General features: G+C 63.8%; 23 protein-coding genes and 1 tRNA gene. 6 read left to right on the forward strand and 18 right to left on the reverse strand.

The genetic code is table 11. The features are described from left to right. Positions 1-88 precede the first annotated feature (88 nt). On the reverse strand, positions 89-1,267 hold the full coding sequence (argE, locus tag XI04_RS35645) for an acetylornithine deacetylase (RefSeq protein ID WP_271608893.1): 1,179 nt from the start codon (positions 1,265-1,267) through the stop codon (positions 89-91). Between the two features lie 213 nt (positions 1,268-1,480). Between argE and XI04_RS35650 the strand changes: the two genes are divergently transcribed. Further along, positions 1,481-1,873 carry a hypothetical protein gene (locus tag XI04_RS35650; protein ID WP_271623903.1) on the forward strand — a complete coding sequence of 131 codons (393 nt, stop codon included), beginning with the start codon at positions 1,481-1,483 and terminating at the stop codon, positions 1,871-1,873. Positions 1,874-2,516: 643 nt separating this feature from the next. On the opposite strand, the gene XI04_RS35655 is transcribed toward XI04_RS35650, so the two are convergent. Then, entirely contained in the window at positions 2,517-3,302 is a 786-nt protein-coding gene (locus XI04_RS35655) for an SDR family NAD(P)-dependent oxidoreductase (RefSeq protein ID WP_028141045.1), read from the reverse strand. A gap of 134 nt (positions 3,303-3,436) precedes the next feature. Between XI04_RS35655 and XI04_RS35660 the strand changes: the two genes are divergently transcribed. Together XI04_RS35660 and XI04_RS35665 are read left to right on the forward strand one after the other, a co-directional pair. After that, complete coding sequence (locus XI04_RS35660) at positions 3,437-4,135, forward strand: histidine phosphatase family protein (protein ID WP_028141044.1); 699 nt, start codon at positions 3,437-3,439, stop codon at positions 4,133-4,135. Between the two features lie 81 nt (positions 4,136-4,216). Beyond that, positions 4,217-4,984 (forward strand): SDR family NAD(P)-dependent oxidoreductase, encoded by a 768-nt coding sequence (locus XI04_RS35665; RefSeq protein WP_028141043.1) that lies wholly within the window; start codon positions 4,217-4,219, stop codon positions 4,982-4,984. A 166-nt stretch (positions 4,985-5,150) separates the two neighbouring features. Here the strand turns inward: XI04_RS35665 and XI04_RS35670 are convergent, their stop codons facing one another. Further along, complete coding sequence (locus XI04_RS35670; RefSeq protein WP_028141042.1) at positions 5,151-6,374, reverse strand: serine hydrolase domain-containing protein; 1,224 nt, start codon at positions 6,372-6,374, stop codon at positions 5,151-5,153. A 210-nt stretch (positions 6,375-6,584) separates the two neighbouring features. Between XI04_RS35670 and XI04_RS35675 the strand changes: the two genes are divergently transcribed. Beyond that, a complete protein-coding gene (locus XI04_RS35675) occupies positions 6,585-7,307 on the forward strand; it encodes a hypothetical protein (RefSeq protein ID WP_271608891.1) in 723 nt (240 codons plus the stop codon). Then, positions 7,306-7,381: transfer RNA gene (locus XI04_RS35680), tRNA-Trp, on the forward strand. The genes XI04_RS35675 and XI04_RS35680 overlap by 2 nt, the downstream gene beginning before the upstream one ends. 121 nt (positions 7,382-7,502) lie before the next feature. Here XI04_RS35680 and XI04_RS35685 read toward each other — a convergent pair. The 3 genes from XI04_RS35685 to XI04_RS35695 form a co-directional block, all read right to left on the reverse strand. Next, on the reverse strand, positions 7,503-8,264 hold the full coding sequence (locus tag XI04_RS35685; RefSeq protein WP_038950191.1) for a glycosyltransferase family 2 protein: 762 nt from the start codon (positions 8,262-8,264) through the stop codon (positions 7,503-7,505). 143 nt (positions 8,265-8,407) lie between these two features. Beyond that, entirely contained in the window at positions 8,408-8,914 is a 507-nt protein-coding gene (locus tag XI04_RS35690) for a hypothetical protein (RefSeq protein WP_028141039.1), read from the reverse strand. 9 nt (positions 8,915-8,923) lie between these two features. After that, positions 8,924-9,430, reverse strand: coding sequence for a hypothetical protein (locus tag XI04_RS35695; protein ID WP_028141038.1), 507 nt, complete (start codon positions 9,428-9,430; stop codon positions 8,924-8,926). Positions 9,431-9,582: 152 nt separating this feature from the next. On the opposite strand from XI04_RS35695, the gene XI04_RS35700 reads away from it, so the two are divergent. Further along, the gene (locus XI04_RS35700; protein ID WP_271611513.1) at positions 9,583-11,253 is read left to right on the forward strand and encodes a hypothetical protein; all 1,671 of its coding nucleotides are present in this window, start codon (positions 9,583-9,585) and stop codon (positions 11,251-11,253) included. On the opposite strand, the gene XI04_RS35705 is transcribed toward XI04_RS35700, so the two are convergent. The 12 genes from XI04_RS35705 to XI04_RS35760 all read right to left on the reverse strand — a co-directional run bounded on the left by XI04_RS35705 (position 11,243) and on the right by XI04_RS35760 (position 25,250). After that, positions 11,243-12,277, reverse strand: coding sequence for a Gfo/Idh/MocA family protein (locus XI04_RS35705; protein ID WP_271608888.1), 1,035 nt, complete (start codon positions 12,275-12,277; stop codon positions 11,243-11,245). The genes XI04_RS35700 and XI04_RS35705 overlap by 11 nt on opposite strands. A gap of 13 nt (positions 12,278-12,290) precedes the next feature. After that, a complete protein-coding gene (locus tag XI04_RS35710; RefSeq protein WP_271608887.1) occupies positions 12,291-13,484 on the reverse strand; it encodes a class I SAM-dependent methyltransferase in 1,194 nt (397 codons plus the stop codon). Then, a complete protein-coding gene (locus XI04_RS35715; RefSeq protein WP_038950195.1) occupies positions 13,477-14,694 on the reverse strand; it encodes a class I SAM-dependent methyltransferase in 1,218 nt (405 codons plus the stop codon). Before XI04_RS35715 ends, XI04_RS35710 begins: the two co-directional genes overlap by 8 nt. A 276-nt stretch (positions 14,695-14,970) precedes the next feature. Continuing rightward, complete coding sequence (locus XI04_RS35720) at positions 14,971-17,196, reverse strand: hypothetical protein (protein ID WP_271608886.1); 2,226 nt, start codon at positions 17,194-17,196, stop codon at positions 14,971-14,973. Positions 17,197-17,244: 48 nt separating this feature from the next. Continuing rightward, positions 17,245-19,533: a hypothetical protein gene (locus tag XI04_RS35725; protein ID WP_095426286.1), complete on the reverse strand. Its 2,289-nt coding sequence runs from the start codon at positions 19,531-19,533 to the stop codon at positions 17,245-17,247. A 28-nt stretch (positions 19,534-19,561) separates the two neighbouring features. Next, the gene (locus XI04_RS35730) at positions 19,562-20,638 is read right to left on the reverse strand and encodes a lysylphosphatidylglycerol synthase transmembrane domain-containing protein (RefSeq protein ID WP_244611401.1); all 1,077 of its coding nucleotides are present in this window, start codon (positions 20,636-20,638) and stop codon (positions 19,562-19,564) included. After that, complete coding sequence (locus tag XI04_RS35735) at positions 20,604-21,179, reverse strand: WbuC family cupin fold metalloprotein (RefSeq protein ID WP_095426218.1); 576 nt, start codon at positions 21,177-21,179, stop codon at positions 20,604-20,606. The genes XI04_RS35730 and XI04_RS35735 overlap by 35 nt, the downstream gene beginning before the upstream one ends. After that, positions 21,157-21,822 carry a class I SAM-dependent methyltransferase gene (locus tag XI04_RS35740; protein WP_028141029.1) on the reverse strand — a complete coding sequence of 222 codons (666 nt, stop codon included), beginning with the start codon at positions 21,820-21,822 and terminating at the stop codon, positions 21,157-21,159. The genes XI04_RS35735 and XI04_RS35740 overlap by 23 nt, the downstream gene beginning before the upstream one ends. A 25-nt stretch (positions 21,823-21,847) precedes the next feature. Continuing rightward, entirely contained in the window at positions 21,848-22,240 is a 393-nt protein-coding gene (locus XI04_RS35745) for an LIC12192 family sporadic carbohydrate cluster protein (RefSeq protein ID WP_018322238.1), read from the reverse strand. Continuing rightward, entirely contained in the window at positions 22,233-23,039 is an 807-nt protein-coding gene (locus XI04_RS35750; RefSeq protein ID WP_018322239.1) for a sporadic carbohydrate cluster 2OG-Fe(II) oxygenase, read from the reverse strand. The genes XI04_RS35745 and XI04_RS35750 overlap by 8 nt, the downstream gene beginning before the upstream one ends. Continuing rightward, the gene (locus XI04_RS35755; RefSeq protein WP_028141026.1) at positions 23,036-24,154 is read right to left on the reverse strand and encodes a DegT/DnrJ/EryC1/StrS family aminotransferase; all 1,119 of its coding nucleotides are present in this window, start codon (positions 24,152-24,154) and stop codon (positions 23,036-23,038) included. The genes XI04_RS35750 and XI04_RS35755 overlap by 4 nt, the downstream gene beginning before the upstream one ends. Next, on the reverse strand, positions 24,144-25,250 hold the full coding sequence (locus XI04_RS35760) for a DegT/DnrJ/EryC1/StrS family aminotransferase (RefSeq protein ID WP_271608885.1): 1,107 nt from the start codon (positions 25,248-25,250) through the stop codon (positions 24,144-24,146). The genes XI04_RS35755 and XI04_RS35760 overlap by 11 nt, the downstream gene beginning before the upstream one ends.

Consider the following 25,250-nt stretch of genomic DNA (forward strand, 5'->3'; position numbering starts at 1 on the left):
GCAAAAGCGCGTAGCGCTGTGCCCACCATCTTTCAGCGTTCGCGGGCAGAGTGGTGGGCACGCTTCCGCTTTGCCCACCCTACGGCACCTACGATGCCGCCTTCGCACAATGCGCGATCAGTCTCTCCACAAACCCCGCGCATTTCTCCAGCTCGGCCATCTCCACGAATTCGTCCGGCGTGTGCGCCTGTGCGATCGAGCCGGGGCCGATCACCACCGAGGGGATGTCGGCCATGCTGGCAAACAAACTCGCTTCGGTGCCGAACGCGACCTTGGCGTGGTCGTTGCGCCCGGCAAGACTCTTGGCGAGCGTGACGATCGCGGCATCGGCGGCGGTGTCGAGGGCGGGGTAGTCCAAAATCTCCTCGAAATCGATGCCGCACTCCGGATGCTGCTTCTTCATCGCCGGTTCGAGTTCGGCCCTGGCCCAGGCGACGATCGCATCCGTCACCTCCCTGGACTCGGTGATGCCGATGCCGCGGCATTCGAAGTCCACCGTGCAGGTGTCGGGCACGATGTTCAGCGCGGCGCCGCCGTGCACGATGCTGGTGAGCAGCGTCGAGTGCGGAACGTCGTAGAGGCTGTCGCTCGCTCGCACGGCTGCGAGCGCCACGGCGCGGCGGCGGATCTCGACGATTAGCTCGGCGGCATATTCGATCGCGTTGACGCCGTCGGGCGCGATCGAGGAGTGGCGTGCAAGCCCGCGAAACGTGGCGCGCACGCCGTGCTTGCCCTTGTGGCCGATGATGACTTTCATCTCGGTCGGCTCTCCGATGAAGGCGCCGAGCGGTATGATCCGTTTCTTCGCGACCTCGCCGAGCATCGGCCGCACGCCGACGCAGCCGATCTCCTCGTCATAGGAGATCGCGAGATGAATCGGCGTTGCGAGCCTTGCTTCCAGCATCTCCGGCACCATGGCCAGGCACACCGCGACAAAGCCCTTCATGTCGGTGGTGCCGCGGCCGTAGAGCTTGCCGTCGCGCTCGAGCAGCCTAAACGGATCGTGGCTCCAGTCCTGCCCCACGACGGGCACGACGTCGGTATGGCCTGACAGCACGAAACCGGGGCGATCTTCAGGGCCGATCGTGACCCAAAGCGAGGCCTTCTGCCCTGTTACGTCGACGATGCGCTCGCCCTTGACGCCGAACGCGGCGAGGTAGCTCTCGATATGGGCAATCAGGGGCAGGTTGGTGCGGTCGCTGACGGTGTCGAAGCCGACGAGGTCGGCGAGGAGTTTGCGAATACGGTCGGGTCTTGGGCTTGGCATTGTCTCGTTCTGTCAGGGAGTATGGAGGCTGAAGTGCTTGCAGGAACCATACCAACGTGAGGCCTCGTCGGGCAAATCAACATCGCAACCGTCATTCCGGGGTGATGCGCAGCATCGAGCCCGGAATCCATCGGTCCGCATCACGCGCCGCGAAATGGATGCCGGGTTCGCGCCTTCGTCGCGCCCCGGAATGACGAGGGGAGCCACAATCCCTTGCGTTGCCTGACGGGCAAAACACCCAAGGCATCGGTCAACGCATGGCGGCGAAAATATTCCACTTTACCGAAATTCGGAAACGGCGTATGTGTCGCCGCAACCCGGCCCAAGGAAGAGGGGCGTATCGCGATCGTCACGAACGCGGGCCGGGCGGCGGTGGACGCAGGTGACATCGGCGCGAAGGGTTTTGCAGGGCGGGTAACCGTGAGCGAAGACCTCGCGCACACGACCGGTGTGATCGGCGTACGGCAAAATCGTGTGGTCCTGACGCCCGGGGTCTGTGCGTCAAGTCTTGTGGTGATGGGTATCGTCCAACCGGACGCGCCCGTCAGCCATCCGCAAGGCGACGGGGGCAATAGTGCAACGCTCCCCGGGGAGAGCACGACATAAGCCGTAAAACCACTGCGCAGGGAAGGCCGGGATGTCCTGGCTACACCTGTATGCCGCTGTGCAGACTTCTTATTACAACTTCGCACAGTGGACCTCGGGTGCCAGCGGGCTCCCGGTCTTCCCTGCGCCCTCTTTCAATTATGAGGGTGAAGAGATGAAGCAAAGCTCGGGCGAGATGAGCCGCGAGGATGACGGACTATGTCTATCGTTGAACCAAGCTCTCGTGCCCCGGACGCTGCGCAGCGCCTCTTCGGCGGTGCGCTGCAGAGCCGGGGCCCACGTATCAGCACGTGCTGCGGCTTCCTGGGTCCCGGCTCTGCGCAGCAGCGTAAGAACGCTGCAGCGCGTCCGGGACACGAGAGTGGGGGGCGTTGCTACTTCACTCGCCGTCATTGCGAGCGCAGCGAAGCAATCCAGAGTCCTTCCGCAGCGACAGTTTGGATTGCTTCGCTACGCTCGCAATGACGATGTTGATGCAGTTGCGCGCCAAACGCTGCTCTCGTGCCCCGGACGCTGCGCAGCGCCTCTTCGGCGGTGCGCTGCAGAGCCGGGGCCCATGCATCAGCGAGCCGTGCGGTCTCGGCTGGGTCCCGGCTCTGCGCAGCAACGCTTCGCGTTGCAGCGCGTCCGGGACACGCGAGAGTTAAACCGGCTTGCCCGTATACGGCATCGACGCGGTGAGGCCGCCGTCGACCGGGAACGCCTGGCCGTTCACATACGAGGCTTCGTCGCTGGCCAGGAACAGGCCCATCGCCGCGAGCTCGTGCGGTTGGCCGGGGCGCTTGAGCGGATTGAGCTGGCCGATCTTGTCCTGGGTGCCGCGCTCCTTGGCGCGGTCGAAGATCGGTTTTGTCATGCCGGTCTCGATCAGGCCCGGGCACACCGCGTTGATGCGCACGCCGGTTCCGGTGAGCGAATACGCCGTGGTCTGCACCAGGCTGATCACGCCGGCCTTGCTCGCGGCATAGGGATGCCCGCTGGCGCCGGCCTTGAGGCCTGCGACGGACGCGGTCAGCACGATCGCGCCGGACTGCTGCTTCACCATATGCGGCATCGCATGCTTCACCGCGAGGAACGGCCCGATCAGATTGACGCGCAACACCTCCTGCCAATGCTCGACGGTTTGCTCGCCGAGCGGGACGAGGCCGCCGCTGACGCCGGCATTGGCCCAGATCACGTCGAGCCGGCCATGGGTCTTCACCGCGTTGTCGATCACGGCGATGACGTCCGTCTCGGAGCCCGCGTCGGCGATCATGGCTTCCGCGATGCCGCCGGCCTTCTTCACCTCGTCGACGGTCTCCTTCACCGCCTCGGTGCGATCGACCGCGATCAGCTTGGCGCCTTCCCGGGTGAACAGCAGCGCGGCGGCGCGACCGATGCCGCTGCCGGCGCCGGTGATGATGACGGATTTGCCTTGCAGGCGGCCCATGCGTTTCTCCCTGTGGTGCCTCGTGCGACGCTTGCCGCGCGACGGAATTTCAAACAAGATTTCAAACGGTAAAGTGTCTTGAGACACGTTCACACCTGACGTACAGCGACATCAAACGGGATGGAAGGGTTTCGATGGCAGGCGCAGACAAGCCCAATGTGGTCATGACACGGTGGTGGTGGGTCCGTCACGCGCCGGTGCGCAACGACGGCGGCAACATCTACGGACAAAGCGACATCGCCTGCGACACCAGCGATACCTATGTGTTCAACGCTGTTGCCAAGGTGCTGCCACGCACGGCGGTCTGGTATTCGAGCAATCTGGTGCGCACGCACCAGACCGCGGAAGCGATCTGGGCGGCCGGCTTCCCAAGGCCTGCGTCGATGAAATGGGAAGCGGACCTTGCCGAGCAAAATCTCGGCCGATGGCAGGGCATGAACCGCGCCCAGTTCATCGCCAGCCGCCCCGTGGGCACGAGCTGGTTTGCCGACATCAACGAGCCCGCGCCCGGCGGCGAGAGCTTCATGGATCTCTACAACCGCACGCGCCGCACCATAGAGCGGATCAACGCCGAGGCGGCAGGCCAGGACATCATCGCGGTCGCGCATGGCGGCACCATCAAGGCGGCGCTGGGGCTCGCGCTCGACGGCCAGCCGGAGCGGGGATTGTCGTTCGACATCGACAATTGCTCGGTGACGCGATTGGATTATTTCGCAACTCCCGAGCGCAAGGTCTGGCGGCTGCCGATGGTGAACCAGCAGCCGTGGATCGCGGATGCCGCGCATGCGGCGATGCATCAGCCCGCGGGACCGGAAGTCAAGAAGCTCGCCTGAGTAAGGCGTCATTCCGGGATGGTCCGAAGGACCAGGCCCGGAATCTCGACGTGAATACCAAGATCAATCTGGGAGAGAAACATGACCTTGTTCGACATGAAGGGGAAAGTCGCCGTCATTACCGGCTCGACGCGCGGCATCGGGCTTGCGATCGCCGAGCGCATGGCCGAGCACGGCGCCAAGGTCGTGATCTCATCGCGCAAGGCCGATGTCTGCGAGCAGGTGGCCAAGGGCATCAACGACAGGTTCGGCAAGGGCACCGCGGTCGCGGTTGCCGCCAACATCTCATCGAAAGAGAATCTGCAAAACCTCGTCGATGAGAGCAACCGCGCCTTCGGCAAAATCGACGTGCTGGTCTGCAACGCCGCCTCGAACCCGTATTATGGTCCGCTCGCCGGCATCTCCGACGATCAGTTCAGGAAGATCCTCGACAACAACATCGTCGCCAACAACTGGCTGATCTCGATGGTGGTGCCGCAGATGATCGAGCGCAAGGACGGCTCCATCATCATCGTCTCCTCGATCGGCGGGTTGAAAGGCTCGACCATCCTCGGTGCCTACGCCATCTCGAAGGCCGCCGACATGCAGCTCGCGCGCAACCTCGCCTGCGAATACGGCAAGGACAACATCCGCGTGAACTGCATCGCGCCCGGCCTGATCAAGACCGATTTTGCCAAGGCGCTGTGGGACAATCCGGAGAACCTGAAGGCCTCGACCGCGCGCTCGCCGCTCCTGCGCATCGGCATCCCCGACGAGATCGCGGGCGCCGCGGTGTTCCTGGGGTCCAGGGCCGGCGACTTCATGACCGGCCAGACCATGGTGATCGACGGCGGCGCGACGATCAGCTGAGGTCGACGACGCGCTGAGTTTCTCGTGTCCCGGACGCGGCGCAGCACGAAGTGCTGCTCCGCAGAGCCGGGCCCAGAAAGCCAAGAACGAGATCGCGGAGACGTGGGCCCCGGCTCAGCAACGCACCGCTACGCGCTGCGTTGCGTCCGGGGCACGAGAGCGGCGATTACTCCACCGCCGCGTAAACCAGATCCCGCACCAGCGTGCGCGTAAAATCGCGCTGGCCCGGGCCCTGGCTCATGAACACCGCGAACAGATCCTCCTTCGGATCGATCCAGAAGAACGTGCCGGCAATGCCGCTCCAGAAATACTGGCCGACGCTGCCGGGGAAGGGGGCGATACCGGCCTCGCGGCGCACCGCGAAGCCGAGACCAAAACCGTGGCCGGGCGAGAGCAGGGTGCCGTTGGTCTGAACCTGCGGCCCGAGGTGATCGGACGCCATCAGCTCCAGCGTCTTGCGGCCGATGATCCTGTGGCCGTCGAGCGTGCCGCCGTTGCGCAGCATCAGGCAGAAGCGGGCATAGTCCATCGTGGTCGAGACCAGGCCGCCGCCGCCGGACTCCATCACCGGTGCTTCGTGCATGTTGAACAGCGCGACCTTGTCGCCAGTCCAGGGATCGGCCGCGAAAGGCTCGGCGAGCCTGCCCGCATTGGCCTCGGAGGTCGAGAAGCCGGTCTCGGCCATCTGCAGCGGGGCGAGCACGCGTTCGGTGAGGAACGTGCCGAGCGACTTGCCGCTGACGACCTCGATGATGCGGCCGAGGATGTCGGTGGAGCGGCTGTAGTTGAATTCCGCGCCGGGCTGGCAGACCAGCGGGAAGCTCGCCACCAGGGCGGCGTGCTCGGCGTTGGTGATCTTGCGGCTGCGGACGCGGGACTCCTGGTAGAGCTTGTGCACGGGGCCGTCGCCCTGGTGCTCGTAGGTAAGGCCCGAGGTGTGGCGAAGCAGGTCCTGCACGGTCATCGGCCGCGCCGGCGGCACCAGCTCCAGCTTGCCGTCCTTGACGATGCCGACCTGCTGGCTGGCAAATTCCGGGATGAATTTTGCGACGGCGTCGCTGAGCAGGAGGTGGCCGTCCTCGACCAGCGCCATGATGGCGACCGAGACGATCGGCTTGGTCATCGAGAAGATCCGGAAGATCGAATCCCGCGCCATTGGCGCGGCGTCCGCCGGGCTCTGCCTGCCGAGCGCCTCGAACCAGCCGACCTGGCCGCGCCTCGCCACCAGCACGGTGAGGCCGGGAACGGTTCCCTTGTCAATCTCGCGCCTGAAGGCGTCCGACATGGCCTGGAGCCGCAGCCGCGACAGCCCGAGCGTCTCCGGGCGGACCTCGGGCAAGGGCGGGGTCAGCGGCGTCGAGGTGGCTTTCGTGGCGGCTTGGGCGTTCATGGAGGCTCCCGGGCTCTTGTTTTTGGTCGATCGGAAAAGTGTGGCTCAGAAGCCCCGTGAAGAACAGATGCATTCGGCGCGGTGACATCTGCAGCGGACGCTCGGCATCGGGTCTTATGCACGGCAATACAATTCGGGGTAGACAGCAGCGGGCGGAACACCCTATTTTTGGGCCGGGCTGAGATTGGGTTACGGGGACAGGGGGCGTTGTTGAGATTGCTGCTGGGACTGGCGCGGATTGTCGCGCTGGGCGGAATGCTTGCGCTTGCGGGCTGCGTAACCGCCGCCAATAATTCGCTGTCGCAGAGCGACATAGCCGGCATGAAGCTGACCGGCGTTGCGGTCAGTTTTGCACCCGACGCACGCATACAGTGGGAGGACGGTCTCCGCGCCTATGCGGACTCGAAGGCGGTCAGCCTGGAGCAGGCGGCAACAATGGCCGACGTTCCGGAGGTAAAGGCTTTCGTTCAAGGCCTGCTGACGCCGCGGATCAAGGCCGGCGTCGAGCAGGTCTTGGCCGCTCGGCTGGCGGGCACGCGGCCGGTGCGGCTCGACATCCGGGTGAAGAGCTTGCTGTTCCCGTCAGCCATCCAGCGTGTCGTGATCGGCGGCCATCGCGGCATGATCGCGGACGCCAATCTCGTCGATGCCCGAACCGGTGCGCTGATCGTCGCCTATCCCGAGCTGAACGCAGCGCTCTATACCGGGCAGGGGATCGTTGGGGCGGCGGTGCAGGCTGCTATCGACAATAACGCGACGCAAACCCCGGTGGACAAGGTGAGCGTGCGCTACGGGGAGATCTACCGCAACTGGCTGCTGAAAGTTGGGGGGCCTAGCGCGAAGTACGCGCATGGCACTCGCTTCGCTCTTGCAATCCGGCCGCTCTCTGTGCTTGAAAGCGGCCCTGATCCTGGGGCGACGCAGGGTCCGTAGGAGTGTAGCTCAATTGGTAGAGCACCGGTCTCCAAAACCGGGGGTCGCAGGTTCGAGCCCTGCCACTCCTGCCAGTCAAATCAATCACTTAAGTCAGGTGCTGGCAGGATAGGGACGAGGGCGTCCCGCGGGCGAATCGCCGCGCGCCTGCCCATCCGCTCGATTTCCCAAGCCCAAGCCCGACGAGGCCCTCGACTAGCGCGCCGGGGCCCGTTCCGCGTCGGTAGGAACCTGGCTGAGGTCGACGTGCCGGATGGGAACGCGGCGCAGCAGCGAGACGATGGTGCCGCCGAGCTCGAAATAGGTGCGCAGCCGCAGCGCACGGGAGGAGCCCTTCAGCTCCGCGTTCAGGCTCACGGGCACCTGCACATAGGTGAGGCCGAGCTGGAGCAGGGAGATCAACGCGCAGATCTGATAGCCGTAGCCGTCGGCCTTGACCGCGATCTGGCGCAGCCATTTCACGGGGTAGACGATCATGCTGTGGTAGTCGGACAGCCAGAAGCCGAACAGGCAGTTCAGGATGAACCGCAGCGAATGCGACTGCAGCGAGCGGTTGACCGAGCGGTCCGACTGGTTGTCGCGATAGGTGATGACGAGGTCGGCGGCGCCCGCCGCCTTGAACATCCGGGCAATACCCTCGTTCTGGAAGGCGTGATCGCCGGGAATGAGCGTGATGGCATCGAATTTCGCGCGCGACAGCGCGTATTCGAAGCCGGCACCGACACCTCGCGGCTCGGCGTTATGTTGCACGACGATGCGCGGCTCGCCGGCCGCGAACTCGTCCATGATCGCGCCGGTGGCGTCGGTGCTGCCGTCGTCGATCAGGAAGATCTCGAAATCGTCGAGCAGCTCGCGGGCGAGCGGCAGCACGCCGTCAATGGTGTCGGCGATCTTGTCCTGCTCGTTCAGTGCAGGGATGACGATCGTAAGTCTCTTTGCCGCCCTGGAAGGTGTCATCTTATGCCGCCTGTTGCCGGCCACTCTTTACTGGTGGAACCCCAGCGCAACTCTAGGTCATCTGCGCCGACCGAACAATAAGGGGCCCGCAGATATGCCCTGCACAACCGGCACGAAACCGGCGATGTGTGTGTTCCCGGCAACTATTCGGAAAAATCATAGAGACTGGTATCGCCGATACCGAAGGCGCGGCGCAGCTGTCCGACGCGGCCTGCCATATTTCGGCCCGCCGCCGTCGCCGCGAAGTGTGAATCCACCGGTTCGACAAGGCCGCCGTCGACCAGGTTCCTAATTCGTCCCTGGAACAGATCTGGAACCTGCCGTTCGACGATTTCGGAAAGCGGAGCCTTCCGCTCGGGCCGGTCGACGATGCCGAGCAGAATCTCCAGGGAAACCGATTTGTACACTGCGCCAAAAGCGAACACGTAACCCATGACGCAAAAACCGAAAATCGACGCGGCGTCCCAATACTGGAATTCCGGGACGACGAGGATTCCGAGCATCACGCCGAGACCGTGGGTGAGGATCGCGGCGATCGCGAGCAGGGTCACGGCTCCAACAGGCCACCCGCGAGCGCGGGCCATGAGCTGCAAGGCAGGCGACAGCAGGACGAAGCTGACGGCGGCGAGGAATCCGACAACGAAGGACATCGCGGCCTCTTACCCAAGGCCCGTCGACAGACGAACGAGTTTGACGAGACGCGCGACCGCCACCCCCTTGGCCGTCGGAGCCAGCCTGCCGTCTGCAATGGTCAACATCCCCGCGCCGACCAGGAGCTTCAGGCGGTTGTGCGTGAAGGTGCCGAGATCTCCGCCCTGCATGTAGGCTACGGCCCATTGCTCCCAGGTGAGGGGACGCCCGGCCTTAACGAGTGCCGTGAGCAGCGTCAGCGTAAAGCCCCAGGCGAGCAGGCTGAACAGGATGTAGAAAAACATCATCGCAGTCGCGAGCAGGAACAAGCCGCCAAGCACGTCGTCATAATGGCGTTGACCGGGAAGCGCGAGACAGGCGATCGCGTAAAGGGCCAAGATGCTGATGCAGCCGAGCCGGAAGCGGCGGCCGGATCCGCCGGTGGCGGCGATGCGCGCGTAGCACAGCAACAGCAGCGGCAGCGCGACACTGAGACCAATCGCAGCGGCTTGCGCCGGGCCCGGGAGCATGTTCATTGCGGAAAATCGTCCCGGACGCCTCTGAGGCCCAGCCAGAGCAAAAGTCTATAAAAGGTCGCATTTTTCCGGTCAAGGGAGCCCATCATCCCGCCTTGCGGACGTCACGTGGGCGTGCGAATCCTGCCGGCGATGCCGTTCCTCCGTCCGAGATGTCCCCATTGCTGCGTGCGATAGTCGTCCTCCTCGTCGTGCTATTGGCTGCGCATGCGCCGATGCTCGTGAACGATGGTCTCTTCATGGACGACTGGCTGGTGCTCAAGCCGCGTCCCGACTATTTCATCAACATCGATTTCCTGCTGAACGGCGCCGGTCATCCGATCTTTTACAGCTACGACACGTTCGCGAACTGGACGGGCGCCCCGGTTGTCGTGATGGTCTCGCTGGCGTTCGCCGGGATCGTCTTTGGCGCAACATCGCTCGCGCTCACCGCAACGCGTCTCGGTCTGCTCGACCGCGCCGAGGCGGTCGGTTTCGCGCTGATCGTCTGGACCTATCCCGGCTATCAGCTTTGGGCGGGCAAGGCGAACGCGGTCTACGTCTTCAGCTTCGGATTGCTGTTCGTCGGCGCATGGCTGTTGACGCTGGCCTTCAGCGCCCGCGGCCTGCGGCGCACGCTGCTTCGCGTGGCCTGTGCGCTCGTGTTCCTCCTGAGCTTCGCGCTCAACTCGACGATCGTGCTCTATGCCTTCGTGATGCTGGGTCTCTTCGTTGCGATTTGGCGGGGCGGGAAGGCGACGGACGGTTTCGTTCGCCGCACATGGCTCGCAGCCTGGCGCTGCGCCCTGGGTTATCCGGAATTGATCCTGCTTCCTCTGATCTACTGGGGCACGCTCAATATCTGGTTCAAGCGGATCGGCGTGTACGCGCAGCACTATGATGCCCATTTCCCGACGCTCGGCGAGTTGGCGAAGGGATGGTTGGCATTCTTCATCACCGGCTACAGGGACGTCCTGGCCCACGCGTTGCGCGCGGCGATTGCCGTCCCGGGGCTGTTCATTTTGGCGGCGGTGCTCGTCGGCTTCGTCTTGCTGCTGCTGCGCGCCGACCCGAAGCCGACCACGTCCGGAACCGCGATCGCCTTGCCGCTCGTGCTCGCCCTGGTCTTGTTCCTCGCATTGTCGTCGCCCTATCTGATCGCCGGCCTGCGGCCGTCGTCGACGCATTTCTACGAGAGCCGTCATCTGCTGATGTTGGGTGTGCCGTCGGCGCTGGCGTTTCTCGCAATCAAGCGGCTGGCCGAACGTTGGACCAGTCCCAGCATCGCCTTTGCAGCCATATTCGGATCGGGCCTGATCATGTCGATCGGCATGCTGTGGAGCGACTACGTCTTCATGCAGGCGAGAACGCTGAAGCAGGAGGCCCTGACGCGCAACCTTGCCGGCCGCGCCCAGCCCGCGGCGACGGTCTATGCGCTCGATGACGGCTTTTTCGACTACCCCTCACGGCACGTGCCGTTCGGCCTCGCCGAGGTCACCGGCATGCTGCGACTTGCCTGGGGCAATCAGCCGTTCTTCGGATTTGCGCTGCGCGCCGAGCGGCCCGACATCCTGCGGGGAATGGACGAGGCGCGGACCGCTCCGGGAAGTGCATTCCATCATTTCGATCCGACGGGGCCGCAGGCGACGATTTCGTTCCAGCCGGGCCCGGGAGCCGCACCGAACCAGACCTTGGTGCGGAAGTACTATGCGTGCCGGTTCCTGGCGCGCTGCGATGTTGCAGAGTTCCTGGCTCAACTTGCGCAGGTCACGATCAAGCTTGGGCCCATCGCGGGCATTCTGCCGCTCGAGGGCGCAAGCAAGGATGCCGCGCCTAGCCGCTAGCCCGCTGTTTCCAGACGGTCTCCGCAAGCGCGATGTCGGTCACTGAATCCGCGCCGGAGGCCAAGGGTACGCCTCGCGCGGCGACGTCGGAAACGAAGGCGTCGGCCTGGCGCCGGAATGCCCAGCTCTTTTCGCCCGTCAGCCGCGTGCTCTGACCATCGTGATCGACGATGACCTCCGCCTCTTGCTCGGCGAAAGGTGGCGGCAATTCCAGGGTCACCGCACCGCGCTCGAAATCGATCGTCAGCCCTTCGCGCCAGCTGCCTTCGGAGCCGTTCACGAGATCCAGTGCGCAGGCGATGCCGTCGAAGTCGAGCGTGATGCGCCCGGCACCCGAAGCCTCGATCGCGCTTTCGGCGACCGTCGGCGACGAACCGAGCAGGTAGCGCGCCAGGTTGATGATATGGCTGAAGACGTTCAGAAAATTATCGTAGCCGGGACGCGCCGCGCGCGGCATCCAGTCGGGGCCATCCTGCCAGAGTTCAATCCCGTCCGGTCGCGCTTCGCCGGTCATCACGAAATTGTCGTGCGACCGGCCGGTGTCGCCGCCGAAGCACCAGCCCTCGGCCCGGACAATGCGTCCGAGCGACTGGTCTTCGCGCAGGCGCGTCAGCACCTGCAGCGCCCGCGCCACGCCGGCATCGTGACGCTTCATGTAGCCGATGCTGTAGACGAGGTTTTGCTGCCGTGCGGCTTCGACCAGCGAACTGGCCTGGGCCGTCGTGTAGGCCATCGGCTTTTCCGACAGCACGTGCCGCCCGCTGTTCAACGCGTCCAGGACGATCGGGCCGGTGGCACGACGCTTCGTCACGACGACGACGGCGGACACCGCGCTGTCCGCGAGGAGCTCCCGGTGCGTGCTGTAAACCCGGGGGATGCCGAACTTCTGCGCCGCGGCGGCGGCGAGGTCCGGCCGGAGATCGGCGATCGCGACGACGCGGCAGGCGGAATTGGCAGCAAAATTGGCGAGGTGGCACATCTGGCCGACCATGCCCGTTCCGATGATGCCAATGCCTGGCTTCACTGGCTACGATCCCTCAGCGCTTCCGGATCACGAGGAAATGCGCCGGCTGTCCCCAAATGTTGATGAAGGCCGGATCCGACTGGGTGAGGGCGGCGACCGCAGACGCATCCCGTCGCCCGATTGCGCCAAAGATGCGATGGAAGCTGTCGAGCGTCGCAATGATGGCGTCGATGTCGGCGGCATCGTCGGCCAGAATGTCGGTGGTCCGGATCGTCTCGCGCAGCGACGCGAGGCCGGCGACCACGCGAGGCAGGCTCTCGCCGAAGGGATCGTCGATCATGCCATCGACGTCGAGCACCAGCGCCTCGATCGAGGCCGAGATCGCCTGCACGGCATCGGCCTTGCCGACCAGATAGAGCTTTCGTCCGCCGAGGAAGCTCAGCCGGCTGCGGTCGAGATGGCGTCTGGCGCGATGCAGCTTCTCGTCGCCGGCAAGGACTTTCTTGTGCCAGTAGATGTCGAGGCTGTCGCGGTAGGCGGGCCACGCCGAATGGACGTCGAACCCCTGTTGATGCGCCGCCGCGCACAAGGTGGCCGCGTCGAGGAAGTAGCGATGCCGGACGAAAGGATTTTCCAGCACGTCCATCAGCCAGGATTCGAAGCTGCGGGTGTGCGGAATGCTGTCCCACTTCGCCTCGAACAGCATCTTTGCCGTGTCGAGCGGAGCGCGACCGCCCAATGCCTTGCCGGCCGCATGGATCGCCTTGAGCGCGAGCTCGAAGAAGCCGCCGTAGCGCTCGTAATAGGACACGACGGCATAACCGTCCGGATTGAGCAGCCGATGGAAGATGCCGAGCCATTTTTCGCTCGGTTGCACCGTGTAGATGAAGCCCTCGGCATCGATGATGTCGAAGCGGCGCTCGCTGCGGAAGCCCTCGACGTCGGCGAGTGCGAGCTCGCGGAGACGTTGGGTCAGGCCGAAATGTGCAAAGTAGGCCTGGATTTTCGGGTGTGCATGCCGGTTCGGCTCGGCGAGCGTCATGTTCGCGCCCCAACCGGCAAACACCAGGGCGTTCTCGCCGGAATCGGGACCGAATTCGAGCACATCGGCATCGCGGAACAGCCGCGGCGGCAGCACCAGCTTGTCCGAGAACAGCTCGCGCCGCTGGCTGGCGTAGGCCTCGAGCTCGGTGGACGATTTGAAATTCCCGAACGTCGGCAGAACATCCTGACGTTCGTAATAGTTGAAGAGCTTGTCCTCAGCCATGCCGCGACCTTAGCGCCGCCTCGAGACGATCGAGCTCGCTCCAGATGTCGTTCGGCGCGAAGATCGCAACGATCTCGAGCGGACGCTTCACGCTCTCGCGCAGCCGGCTGCTGACCTTGGCCTCGTTCTCCTCGTTCACGGCGAGAAGACAGACGAGCGGACCCGACTTGGCGGTGAGATCCTCGGGCGAACGGATCGGAATGCCGGTGCCGGGCAGGAACAGCCCCTGGCGCTCCTTCTGGTCGTCGACCGAGAGGTCGACGAGATTCGCAAGCTCGTGGGCGTTGGTGAAGGTGCAGGCGCGGCAGCCGGCGCCGTAGATGGCGATCTCGGCGCCGTTGGCGCGGGCTTTTTCGAGAATCGGGCGGAGACGCGCGCCATACTCTCTCGCACGCTGACCGAATTTCTCGCCGACGCCGGACGGCGCGGGCGGCGCCGTCACGGCGCCCTTGGCACGGCGGGCTGCGATCGCGAGGCTTCCGCCGCTGAAATTGTATTTCTTCACGGACACCGCCTCGAAGCCGTGGCGCGCCAGCAGCGCGAGCAGGGTCGGTTCGGTGAAATAGCTGACGTGCTCCTCCCAGAGGACGGAGAGGTCTCCCTCCGCTGACCCCGGGGCGAAATCAGGCACGTCGATGAACAGCAAACCGTCGTCGCTGAGGGCGATCTTGACGCAGTCGAAGAAGTTCTCGAAATCGACGATGTGCTCCAGCACCTGGCGCGATATGACGAGGTCGAACTTGCCGGACTGAGCGACAGCATCGTGGGCCATCGCCGGGCTGAGCATGTCGGCATAGACCTTGATGCCGCGCTCGCGGGCGATCTTGCCCGACACCGGATTGGGCTCGACGCCGACCATGACCTTGGTGCCGCGCTCGCGCAGCTTGTCCATGAACAGCCCGTCGTTGCATCCGATCTCGAACACGGACTGGTGCTTGGAGAATTTCGCGATGGTGTCGAGCTCGTCCGCCTGATGCGGCTCCGGCTTCCAGCTGCTGAAATTGTAGTTGAACTGCCGGTACAGAATATCTGGATCGATCGGCTTGACGATCTGGGGCAGGCCGCAATCGCCGCAGGCCAGCACCTCGAACGGAAAGCGTTCATCCTGCTCGTTTCGGCTGCGCCGAAGCCGATGCGCAATCGGCATCAGTCCGAGGTCGATGACCGGACGCAGGTTGGTCGAATGGCAAAGGCGGCAATGGTCGGTCACGGCTTTAACTCTTTGCAGGAGCAGGTCTGGAATCGGCATTCCGAGCCATTACGGCCCGCGGCTGGCAGCCATTGTACGGCTATATAGGGCCACAGCGTGCACCTCAATTGATAAGTTGAGATCCCCCACGCTGTCCGCCGGCATCTTATCCGATCGTCGGACTCGCGAAAAACAGAGCCGATTCGGCAGGATTTTGCGGTGACCATTCAGGATGGGGTCCGGCTTCGCGCGAAGACTCTTTGCCGCGCCGCGGTGGAGGCGGAAGCGCGCGGCCGCTCACTTTTCGGTAGAGTCTTGCCGGGACCGCCACGCCGCAAGCGTTGCGATACCATCCCAATAGTCTTTGCCTGGACCGGTCACGCGGCTGCGGTTCCGTAGCGCGGTGATCGCTGCAACCTGTTCGTCGCTGATCGGCGCTCCCAGGCCCTTCCATGTCAGCAAGATGTAATCAGCTCCGACGTGGAGGACGTCCAGATTGCGCGGCATGCTGTCTGAATCAAAAAGCGGGCTTTGCCCATGCGCCCAGAAATCCAGCCGGTCGCTCTCTATGTAAAAGGCATTCACATTGTGGCGGCGTAGCGCGGCAATGCTGATTGGGGCGGGCCCAAGCAGGACGTCTCCATAATCGGGCAGAAACACCGGATGCAAGGTATCCACGACCCGGCCAGATGGCAGGAGAGGGGACTCGGCGCAGGTCGGCAGAAAACGCAAAGCGGAATTGACGGGGAGGATGTGCCAATCAGCAGGGACGTGACTTGAAACCTCCCGACAGCGGCGTGGATCGAGGTCGTCAAAGGACGGGGAGGTGCCAACCAGGCCGATGCGACCGGTGACAAACGCCAAGGCGCCCTGCATGCGCACGCGCGTTATCTCGCCCTGCGACCTCGCAACCACAGTCGCGACAAGGGCCGCCAAAGCGATCGTCACCATCGCAGAAGGCAGAGAGACGAGGCGAAGTTGCAACTGACGCCGCCGAAAGAGATCGGCGAGCGGCACGATGATTGAAATGGCAATGAGCGGAGTTGCGACCGATCGGAAGGCCAGCATGCGCTCCAGACTTCCATGTGAGGTGAGTGTGATCAGGCTGATGACAGCGAGCAGGCAGAGAGCGAGACCTACGACGAATGGGCCATTTCCTTGCGGGCGCCGTACTCTGAGCAAGGCTGCGCACGCGACAATGAAAGCCGGGTATGTCCAGAAGTTCGTGCCAAAGAATAGGCTCCAGAGCACCTCCCGCAGGCGGCCGAAAGCAGCCACGATGTCGCGCATCGAGAATCCTGCATATTTGATGCCCTGCGCGTTGTTTACGTAGACCATGAGCTCGAGGCTCGAGATTTGACGAAAGCGCTCCACGTTGATGAGCGGCATGAACACGCCGATCGGATTGACCTCGGCGATGCCGAGATAGATCTGGTTGACCAGAAGGCTGAGAGCCGCTGTGCCAAGACCGATTGCGGCCACTCCGAGTGGCCGCACGATGCCGCGCGGGCCATGAGCGAACCAGCCGGCGCCCGCTCCCGCCATCAAGAAGGCCGTGGCGATGATCGCCGCCTGGGGGACCATGATGGCGATGGACATCACGGTTGGCACCAAGGCGCGGAAGATCACGCGGGCCTTGGTGGTGGCATAGAGCGGCCCTGCCCAACAGACGAACAGGAGGAAGGCGCCGGTCTCATAGTGAAAGCGCCCCGTCTCCAATCCGATGAAGCTCGACCACATTGCGATCAGGGCCGCGCATCCCGGCAGTATCCAGCCCGTTGTCAGCCGCACCGCCATGCGATGGACCAGAGCCGCGATGGACAGCAAGTAGACGACCGAGAGGATTTGATGAGCCGTCGGACCACCGAAGCTCACGAGCAACATGTCGGCCCCGTGGCCGCGGCCGAGCAAGAACCAGAACAGCTTTGGCTGTTCGGGGTCGAGCCAGAGGGTGTGGCGGTTCTGCAGGTCAGCGAGGAGCGGAAGATAAAGTTGCGGGATATCACCGCGCGTCGCGTCGAGCACGACGCCCTTCACCAGCAGAAGCACGACGGCCGACAAACCGATTAGTCCAACCAGCAGCCACTTCGCAGCCGTAGATGGTATCCAACGGCCACGGGATGGACGCGCAAGGTGCCAGGCGATAATGCCCGTCAAGAATGGGATGGTGATCCACGGGAAGAGCAATCCCGCCGCACCGAGGCAAACGCCAATCAAGACGCACAGAGCAGCGCCGCCGAAGAACTGCAGCACGAGCAAATCCGCGGCGTCGAGGTCGTTGCCTTCGTCGAGGCGGTTGACGAGCAGGGCCCCCATTCCGACAAACGCGATAGCCACGTAGGGAGCGAGGACAGCGAGACACAAGCTGTTCCAGGCGACCAAGGGGCCGCCGCTGAAGAACTGGACCTCGGGAGGAACCTTGATCAGTAGGCCTAAGGCCGCGATGAGGAATGGAGCCGTCATCAAGCCGGCGCGCGCGCTTGTTCGCCAGCCTCCCCAAGACCAGCGTTTACCGGAATGCATGTAGATGTCTCCGCGGAGGATCGCTTTCCGCCGTCAAATCAGCAACCCTCAGCGGCATTTGGACAACTGATCGAGAATCGCGAGGTCTCTTGGCTTGCCGTCTGGTGGCAACTGGTGCCTCACCACCTCAAAGGGCTCGACACCGTAAGCCATTCGATAAATATCCTTCGATCTCGTCCTCAGCGTCGAGATTGCCGCTGCCGTTTCCGGAGTCAATGGCTGATCACCAGCCCGCCACGTCAATAGCCAGTAATGCGGAGTCTCGGCGCGAACCGCAAAACGTCTCGCCAGTTCTTCTTTCTGGAAGAGGTCTGAGAACCCATTCAGCCAAAAATCGCAATTCTCCCTCTGGACGTAGAAAAGATTCACCCCCAACGCGCGAAGCGTGGCTTGCGCCGTATCGGCAGTCCCCAGCGCGACCTTCTTGAAATCGCGCGCGACATCGCTCTGATAGGTATGAATGACCTTGCCTCGCGTGAGGAGCGGCGAGAAATAGCATGGCACCAACGCGCGATAGCCGTTGAGAGGCAGAATGCGCTCAGACCCCGTCGATTGCTGCAGTTCGTCACAGCGCTGCCAGTCCAGGCTGACACGGGGCAACTGGCGAAGGGGGCGCCCGGTCACAAAAGCGACGGTCCCGTCGTCCCTGAAGCTCTGCCAGGGATAGGAAAGGGTTGTCCAGGCGCAGGTGATCAGGAGCGCCAGAAGGGCCACATGAGGCGCGTAGCGCCCGGGGGACCAGGTTGAGGCCAACCGCCGCACGACAACCAGCGCCCAACAGGTGATGGCCACGGTCGCCAGCGGGAATAGCGCGGTGACATGAACGGATAGCCTGATCAGGCTCGGAATATTCAGCGTCATATCCAGAAGTCGGACGCTGGCTACGTAGGCGATGATGATCAAGAGCCCCGCAGCATTGAACGACATTCGCGACTTCGAGGCGCCGGAGCGATCCGGAAACAGCTTCGAGTCGATGTAAGCCACGGTGCAAGTTGCCGCCGCGAGAGCAATGGCAACGAGGAGAACGGACCTGACCTGCTTGAAGAAGGCGAACAACCCCGCCTTGCTGAGGAAGTCGCTGACCTCCAGCGACTGCGCCAGCACGAAATAGTCGAGAATATCGAGGCTTCCGAATTGTGAGAAACGCTCGACCGATGCGGCGCCCCGGAACAGCGAATACGGGTTGGTGGCCGGGATTCCGAGGTAGAGATAATTGACGGAGAAGGCCAACATGCACCCGGCGATCGCTCCGCCCCCGAGCAGCACGCCGGTCATGACGCCGGACAGGTCGCGCTGAAGCGCCTTGGTGAGCACTCCCAACGCCGAGATCAAAAAGACGAACGCGGCGTAGAGCGGATAGGAAGCCGCGACGGCAAAGGCGCAAATGCCGGCGGCGAGCCTGTCTCGACTTTGGGAAGAGCGGATGACGACCAGCAGGAAATAGACGAAGAATGCCGCTGTCTGAAGGTGGTACTTTCCAAACTCCATGATGTGGAGGCCGGGTGTAACGGTCGGCACCGTCCTCGGCCAAGCAAGCCCGAGAATTGCCAGGCCGAGTGCGATCGGGATCGCAGCCTCTTCGCACCGGCGTCCGAAAGCCTGGAATGGAAGAACGAGGCGGGCGAGTTCGAAAATGACAGCGCCGATCCCGACGAAATAGAGAAACGAAATGATCTGGGCGACGTGGGGCGGCAGGAACGTCGCCAGCAACAGGTGCAGCCCGTTTCCGTGACCGATCTCGAAGTCGGAGAAGATGGGATTGTCGGCCGCAAGCCAGATGCTGTGATTTCTCGCGACCTCCGCCAGATACGGGGCGTAGAGCTGTTGAACGTCGGTCGAAATGACATCGGGTATGATGGCGCGGTCGAGGAACACCGTCGCCAGAAGCCAAAGACCCAGCAGCGATGTTGCGATCAGCGGCAAAGTCACCGCGAGCTTCCGCGGCTTCCGAAAGCTGCGGCTGTCCCACAGCAGAACCGCGATCGCCAATCCGAGAACGATTTGTGGGTACAGGATGGAAAGAGCGCCTAGCCCAAATCCCGTCAAGACGAGCGTGGCCGCGCCGACGAAGAACTCGTCGACGCGCTGAGTGGGTTCGTGCCTGATGAGCGAGAACGTCAGGCGGCCGGTCGCCATGATGAACCAGCCGAGATACGGCGTCAGGACGATCCAGGCGAGGACGTAAAATCGCGTTGTCCAGCCACCGTCAAATAGCAGCGTTCGATAAGTGCCGTCGCGGTTCAGGCACCACATGGAAAGAGCGGCCGGCGCGAAAATGAGCGCGCGCCACGACCATGTCTCGACGATGGTGCGAAAACGCACCTCGGCAGATGTCATCGCATGGTCTTGTCCGGCGTTGCCCATGCTAGACCGGCGCTGCATCGGTTCGTTCGGCGATGGCCCGCGCCTCCTCAGGGCTGAAGCCGGTGCGCTCGGGCGCGATCAGCCATACCAGCCCGCCGAACAGCCCGACGATCAGGCCGCCAAGACCCAGCAGGACCGATATCGCGAGCGCCTTGTCGGATGCGATCCCGGCGAGGCCAAGCGCAGCGACCATCGCGCCTTCGCGCACGCCCCAGCCTCCGATCGAGATGGGGACCGCGGAAGACAGGATGACGAGCGGGACCAGCACGAAGGCGTCAAGTGCGGTGAGGGGCGCCTCCAGTCCGATCGCGAGGACATAGCAGGTCGCAACGGTGATCAGGTGGACGATAATGGCTGATACGATCAACATTGCCCGCCCTCCGGCCCCCAGCAACGGAGCCCTGACCAGCATCGCGAATTGCACGATCCTGGCCGGCACGGCCGCGATCAGGCGCGGCGGCCACCGGTCCAGCGTCGCCAGGGCGATTGCGCCGAGGCATGCAGCCGCCAGAACGGTCACGATCGCGAAAAGGAGTGAGTTGTCGTGGACACGAGGCAGCAGGAACGGCATTCCCGCCAGGACGATGAGACCGAGCGCCAGCAGCGCCAGGAAGCGATCGGCCACGATGCTGCCGATCGTCTGCGACCATTGCACGCCATTCCGCCGCAGCATCCAGATCCGGACCGCGTCACCGCCCGCGGGTAGCACCTGATTGAAAAAGGTGCTGATGATCAGAATGCGCCAGCCGGCCAGCCATCTCAGGGGCACGCTCATGGCGCGGAGGATCAGGATCCAGCGGTGGCAGAGAATGAAGGTCTGGGCGAACAGCAGCAACACAGCAAGCGCCAGCATGTTCAAGTTGACGGCGAGAAGATCGGCTTTCAGGGACGACAAGTCCTGGCTGCGCAAGAGCAATACCAGGATCCCGATCGACACCGCGAACTTGACCAGGGTAACCAGTGCTTTTGCAGGCGGCTTCATCGTCTGGTTTCGTCCTCGATCATTCACGGCGGGATCGTCGAGCAGCGATAGGGGTCGAAATTTACCGTCTCGCCAGATGCTCCACGGCGAGCGCACCAATCCGCGTGACGTAGTCGTGGACCTCGGCAGCGTCGCCGCCATCCGGGGCCCAGTCGGGAAATGCCGTGCGTGAGGGATCGAACGGGCCGGCGGTGGTTTCGTGGAACACCAGCCATTCCGAGGTGATCAGGATCGAGTGGAAGACCTTTTCGGGCATCCGGTAATAGCAGCGCTTGCCCTGGCCGTAGGGCGCCATCTCGAGGACGTCGCGAATGCGGCCGTCATCCTCGAAGATCACGACCTGCGCAGTGCCCTCGATCACGTGAAACGATTCAGGTTTGCCAAAATGCTTGTGGGGCCGGACATAGGCCTCGCGATGATGCACGATCAGCATCTCGTGCAGGCTGGACGCGGGATCGGGGTGCGTGCACAGCCGGCTGCGCAGACGCGGGTTGCCGGCGGCGATGCGTTTCAGCTCGACGATCGTGGCGTCATCCGCCGTGACGATGGCGTCGTCCGAATAATACACTTCCGGATTTTGCGCGCGTAGCGACGTCGGCCGGCGCAGGCCGGCTTCATTCGAAGAAGATGAACCCATGGTCGCCCCGATAGCCGCATTTGTCGTAGATCCACGCCCAGGTTTCCGGGCCGTGGAAGCTCAGGCAGGTGAGCTGCCAGTAGAGGAGGTTCGCCTTCTCGCGCTCGTTGCGGAACGATTCCACCATCAGATATTTCGAGGTGCCGCGCCCGACGCGCTCGATCTCCGACACCGCGCGGAACACGTCCTCGAGCGGAAGGTTGTGCAGCACGCCGAGCGACACCACGAGGTCGAAGCTGTGATCGGGGTAGGGGAGCTCGACGGCGCTGCCGACCTTCAGCAGCGGCCGCACCTCCTCCTTGGCGTTGGCGATGCCGTAGTCGGAGATGTCGATGCCGGCGATCCTGAGGTCGGGGACAAGCTGGCTGAACTCGTAGAGCAGGTAGCCCTTGCCGCAGCCGACGTCGAGCACGCTCATGCCGGGCTTGATGCCGTAGCGATCGATCAGGGTCTGGGCGAGCGGGCGCCAGCGTCCGTCATAACGATAGCCGCCATAGCCGTAGCGCCGGTCGCCGTCCCAGTAGTCCTGCCCCCATTGCCGCGCGACGGTGGCGGATTCTGCCTTGTCGTGCTCGACCACGCGCTGAACGTAGTTCCGCCTGGTCGATGCGTGCATCGGTTGGAGCAGGTTGATCTCGCTCATGGGGCCCAACCGGTCCGCGGCATCGTCACAGGATGGTGGCGTATTTATTGACCAGCAGGATGTCCTCGACGGCCTGGATGTCCTTCTGCGACGACAGCGTGATCTCCTCGACGGCGGCGTGGAGGTCGCAGCCCTCGCGCAGCACGCGGTCGTAGATCTCCCGTCGCCGTGCCTCGTCGGGCGGCAGCATGAAGATGCTGTAGAGGATCAGGCCATTCAGGCGGGGCAACTCGTCCAGGATGTCCTCGAGCACCATGTAGCTGCCGGGCATGATGTGCTCGACGGCGCTGAGCAGAAATTGCAGGTTCTTGCGCCGCGCGTAGTCGCGGATCACGATGTTCTGGACGTGCTGCGGGGTGCGGCTGCCGTTCAGCGGCCGCGCGCCGATATAGCCGCGATGGCCGGCTCGCTCAGCCATGGAAGCCCCCTGGGAGCTTGTATTGCATGCCGACCCGCGTCGCCGGGCGCAGCAGGATCGGTTCGAAGAACTCGCCGAAGCGCTTATCCGCGTAGGGCGACATGATGCTCTTGAAGCGGCAGTTCATGCTCCAGCGCGTGCCGGGCTCCTCGTTGACGCGATTGCCGTGCATCAGGGTCTGGTTGAACAGCATCACGTGACCGTAGGGGATCTCGATGAAGGTCGCGTGCGGCTTGATCGTCTTGTACAGCTCCTCGGCGCTGCGCAGGCTTGCCATCCTGTCCTGCATATCGCCGTTCAGCGACGGCGGCAGCAGATACATCGCCTTGGTGTGGTGGACGTCCACCAGCGGCACCCACACCACGACCTCGAACGGCGAGTCGCCCGACCAGACATCGGAATGGGTGGCGAGCAGCGAGGAATCGTCGCCGGGCATCTGGATGCTGAGATTGACGCGGCGCTGCATGCAGAGCTCGTTGCCGACGATGGTCTCGATCGTCGAACGCGCCAGGCGGAAATAAGTCGGCCGGAACCACGGCTCGGCGTTGAGGCCGTTGAAGACGTGCAGCCGCAGGCCGTTGAGATCGTCCACGCTCACCCGGGTGTGGATGCTGTCCAGCATCGCATAGGGATCGTTGCTGTGCGGCAGCTTGAGATAGTCCGCCGCGAGTTCAGCGGCGCGCCGCTGGATGCGGTCGAGGCCTGCGCGATCGTCGGCCGGCGTGGTGACGAAGCCGTTGTCGATGAAGCGCTGCGCCAGCGCCTGCTCATCGGCCTGAAGGAAGTCCGTATCCGTCATGCAAAATACTCCCGGGCGGTCGCGCAGATATAGCTGATATCGGCGGCCGACAGGAACTGGTTGATGGGAAGCGTGAGGATCTGGTCTGCCTGCCGCTCGGTCACCGGGAACGCGCCGCGGCCTTGACCCAGATGCGCCGCCGCCGGCTGCAAATGGATCGGGACCGGATAATGGATCGCGGTCTCGATGCCCTTGTCGGCCAGATATTTCTGGAAGTCGTTGCGGCGGTCGGTCTGCACCACGAAGGTGTGGAAGGTGTTGAACTCGATGTTGCGGCAGGGCGGAATGAACAGAGGAAGCCCTGCGAGCTCGGCGCGGTATTGCGCGGCGTTGCGCCGCCGACGCTCGATCACGGAGGGCAGGTGACGCAGGCGAATGCGCAGCACCTCGGCCTGCAGCGTGTCGAGCCGTGATACGATGCCCCACTCCTGGACGTCACTGCGGTTGATGAGGCCGTGATTGCGCAGCCGGCGGATTCTTGCGGCGAGCTCGGCGTCGGCAGTGACGAGGAAGCCGGCATCGCCCGCGGCGTTGAGATTCTTCAAGGGGTGGGCGGAGAAGCAACCGAACGTGCCGATGGTGCCGCTCATCCGCCCGTCATAGGTCGAGCCGACCGCCTGGGCGCTGTCCTCGATCACGGCGAGCGCGTGCTTGTCCGCGATCGCCATCAGCGGGGTCATGTCGGCCATGCGCCCGGTCAGGTGTACCGGCATGATCGCCTTGGTGCGCGGCGTGACGGCCGCCTCGACCGCGGCCGGATCGATGTTCTGGTCCGGCAGCACGTCCGCAAAGACAGGCGTGGCGCCGACCGCGATGATCGCGGCGGTCGAGGCCACGAACGAATTCGGCGGGGTGATCACCTCGTCGCCGGGACCGATGTCGAGCGCCCGCAAGGAAAGGATCAGCGCGTCGGTGCCGGAATTCAGCGTCACGACATGGGGCGAGCCGAGATAGGCGGACAATTCCTCCTCGAGCTTTCCGACCGCCGCCCCGCCGATGAAATCGCCGCGCTGGAATACGCCTTCCACCGCCTGCATGATCTCGGTGCGCTCTTCCTCGAACTGGGCGGGAAGATTGACGTAACCGATGCGCCGGCGGCCGGTGTCAGCGTCCATGGCAGAACTTCCTGACGGTCTCGATGACGCGGTCCTGCTGTGCGCGCGTCAGATGCTGGTCGACGGGGAAGCTGATGACTTCCTTGGCGTGGCGATCGGTGACCGGGAAGGTGCCGGGCGCGTAGCCGAGATGCTTGAGGCCTTCCTGCTGATACAGCGGGATCGGATAGTGGATCTTGGCCTCGATGCCGTTGTCCAGGCAGTATTGGTAGAGCTCGTCGCGGCGTTCGGCGAACACCATGTAGAGATGGTAGACGTGCTTCACGTTGGGCCGGCGCGGCGGAACGCGCAGGCCGGGCAGGCCGGCAAGGCCCGCGTCGTAATAGGCCGCGTTCTCGATTCGGCGCCGCGTGATCTCGCTGGTCTGGCCGATCAGCCAGTTGCCGACGACGGCCTGCAGGGAATCGAGCCGCGAATTGCAGCCGAGGATCGCGATCTCGTCGCGGTTCTTCATGCCGTGGTTGCGGATCAGGCGGAGCTTCTCGTTCATGCCGTCGTCATTGGTGACGACGACGCCGGCATCGCCCCAGACGTTGAGGTTCTTGAGCGGATGCAGGGAGAAGCCGGCGGCGATGCCGTGGGTGCCGGAGCGCTTTCCCGCAAACTCCGAGAGGATGCCCTGGCAGGCGTCCTCGACGACGGGAAGGTTATGGCGCTGCGCGATCGCCATCAGCTTGCCCATGTCGGTGACCTCGCCGGTCAATTGAACCGGCATGATCGCCTTGGTCTTCTTGGTGATGGCGGCTTCGACCTGGTCGACGTTCATGCAGAAGGAATCGTCGCAGTCGACCAGCACCGGGGTGGCGCCGGTTTCCGCGATCGCGCCGACGGTGGCGATGAAGGTGTTGGCGGCGGTGATGACCTCGTCGCCATGGCCGACGCCGAGCGCCTTGAGCGGCAGCTTGAGTGCGTCGGTGCCTGATCCGACGCCGATGGCGTGACGCACGCCGATCAGTTCGGCAAAGCGCTTCTCGAATTCGGCGACGGGCTTGCCAAGGGTGAAGTCACCGGTCGCGACCAGCCGACCGATCTCGGCCAGGATCGGGGCGGGGTCGGAGAATTGCTCGAGCAGATAGGAATATCGAACGTCGTACAT

The sequence above is a fragment of the Bradyrhizobium sp. CCBAU 11430 genome, assembly GCF_028128855.1.
Taxonomy (GTDB): Bacteria; Pseudomonadota; Alphaproteobacteria; order Rhizobiales; family Xanthobacteraceae; genus Bradyrhizobium; species Bradyrhizobium ottawaense.

What these genes read in the sequence shown, in the direction of transcription:
- XI04_RS35745 (WP_018322238.1), bottom strand. Translation starts at nt 22,240, where the DNA reads ATGGCTGAGCGAGCCGGCCATCGCGGCTATATCGGCGCGCGGCCGCTG.
- XI04_RS35755 (WP_028141026.1), bottom strand. Translation starts at nt 24,154, where the DNA reads ATGGACGCTGACACCGGCCGCCGGCGCATCGGTTACGTCAATCTTCCC.
- XI04_RS35720 (WP_271608886.1), bottom strand. Translation starts at nt 17,196, where the DNA reads ATGCATTCCGGTAAACGCTGGTCTTGGGGAGGCTGGCGAACAAGCGCG.
- XI04_RS35760 (WP_271608885.1), bottom strand. Translation starts at nt 25,250, where the DNA reads ATGTACGACGTTCGATATTCCTATCTGCTCGAGCAATTCTCCGACCCC.
- XI04_RS35665 (WP_028141043.1), top strand. Translation starts at nt 4,217, where the DNA reads ATGACCTTGTTCGACATGAAGGGGAAAGTCGCCGTCATTACCGGCTCG.
- XI04_RS35690 (WP_028141039.1), bottom strand. Translation starts at nt 8,914, where the DNA reads ATGTCCTTCGTTGTCGGATTCCTCGCCGCCGTCAGCTTCGTCCTGCTG.
- XI04_RS35655 (WP_028141045.1), bottom strand. Translation starts at nt 3,302, where the DNA reads ATGGGCCGCCTGCAAGGCAAATCCGTCATCATCACCGGCGCCGGCAGC.
- XI04_RS35735 (WP_095426218.1), bottom strand. Translation starts at nt 21,179, where the DNA reads ATGGGTTCATCTTCTTCGAATGAAGCCGGCCTGCGCCGGCCGACGTCG.
- XI04_RS35670 (WP_028141042.1), bottom strand. Translation starts at nt 6,374, where the DNA reads ATGAACGCCCAAGCCGCCACGAAAGCCACCTCGACGCCGCTGACCCCG.
- XI04_RS35725 (WP_095426286.1), bottom strand. Translation starts at nt 19,533, where the DNA reads ATGACATCTGCCGAGGTGCGTTTTCGCACCATCGTCGAGACATGGTCG.
- XI04_RS35685 (WP_038950191.1), bottom strand. Translation starts at nt 8,264, where the DNA reads ATGACACCTTCCAGGGCGGCAAAGAGACTTACGATCGTCATCCCTGCA.
- argE (WP_271608893.1), bottom strand. Translation starts at nt 1,267, where the DNA reads ATGCCAAGCCCAAGACCCGACCGTATTCGCAAACTCCTCGCCGACCTC.
- XI04_RS35740 (WP_028141029.1), bottom strand. Translation starts at nt 21,822, where the DNA reads ATGAGCGAGATCAACCTGCTCCAACCGATGCACGCATCGACCAGGCGG.
- XI04_RS35750 (WP_018322239.1), bottom strand. Translation starts at nt 23,039, where the DNA reads ATGACGGATACGGACTTCCTTCAGGCCGATGAGCAGGCGCTGGCGCAG.
- XI04_RS35710 (WP_271608887.1), bottom strand. Translation starts at nt 13,484, where the DNA reads ATGGCTGAGGACAAGCTCTTCAACTATTACGAACGTCAGGATGTTCTG.
- XI04_RS35660 (WP_028141044.1), top strand. Translation starts at nt 3,437, where the DNA reads ATGGCAGGCGCAGACAAGCCCAATGTGGTCATGACACGGTGGTGGTGG.
- XI04_RS35695 (WP_028141038.1), bottom strand. Translation starts at nt 9,430, where the DNA reads ATGAACATGCTCCCGGGCCCGGCGCAAGCCGCTGCGATTGGTCTCAGT.
- XI04_RS35700 (WP_271611513.1), top strand. Translation starts at nt 9,583, where the DNA reads ATGTCCCCATTGCTGCGTGCGATAGTCGTCCTCCTCGTCGTGCTATTG.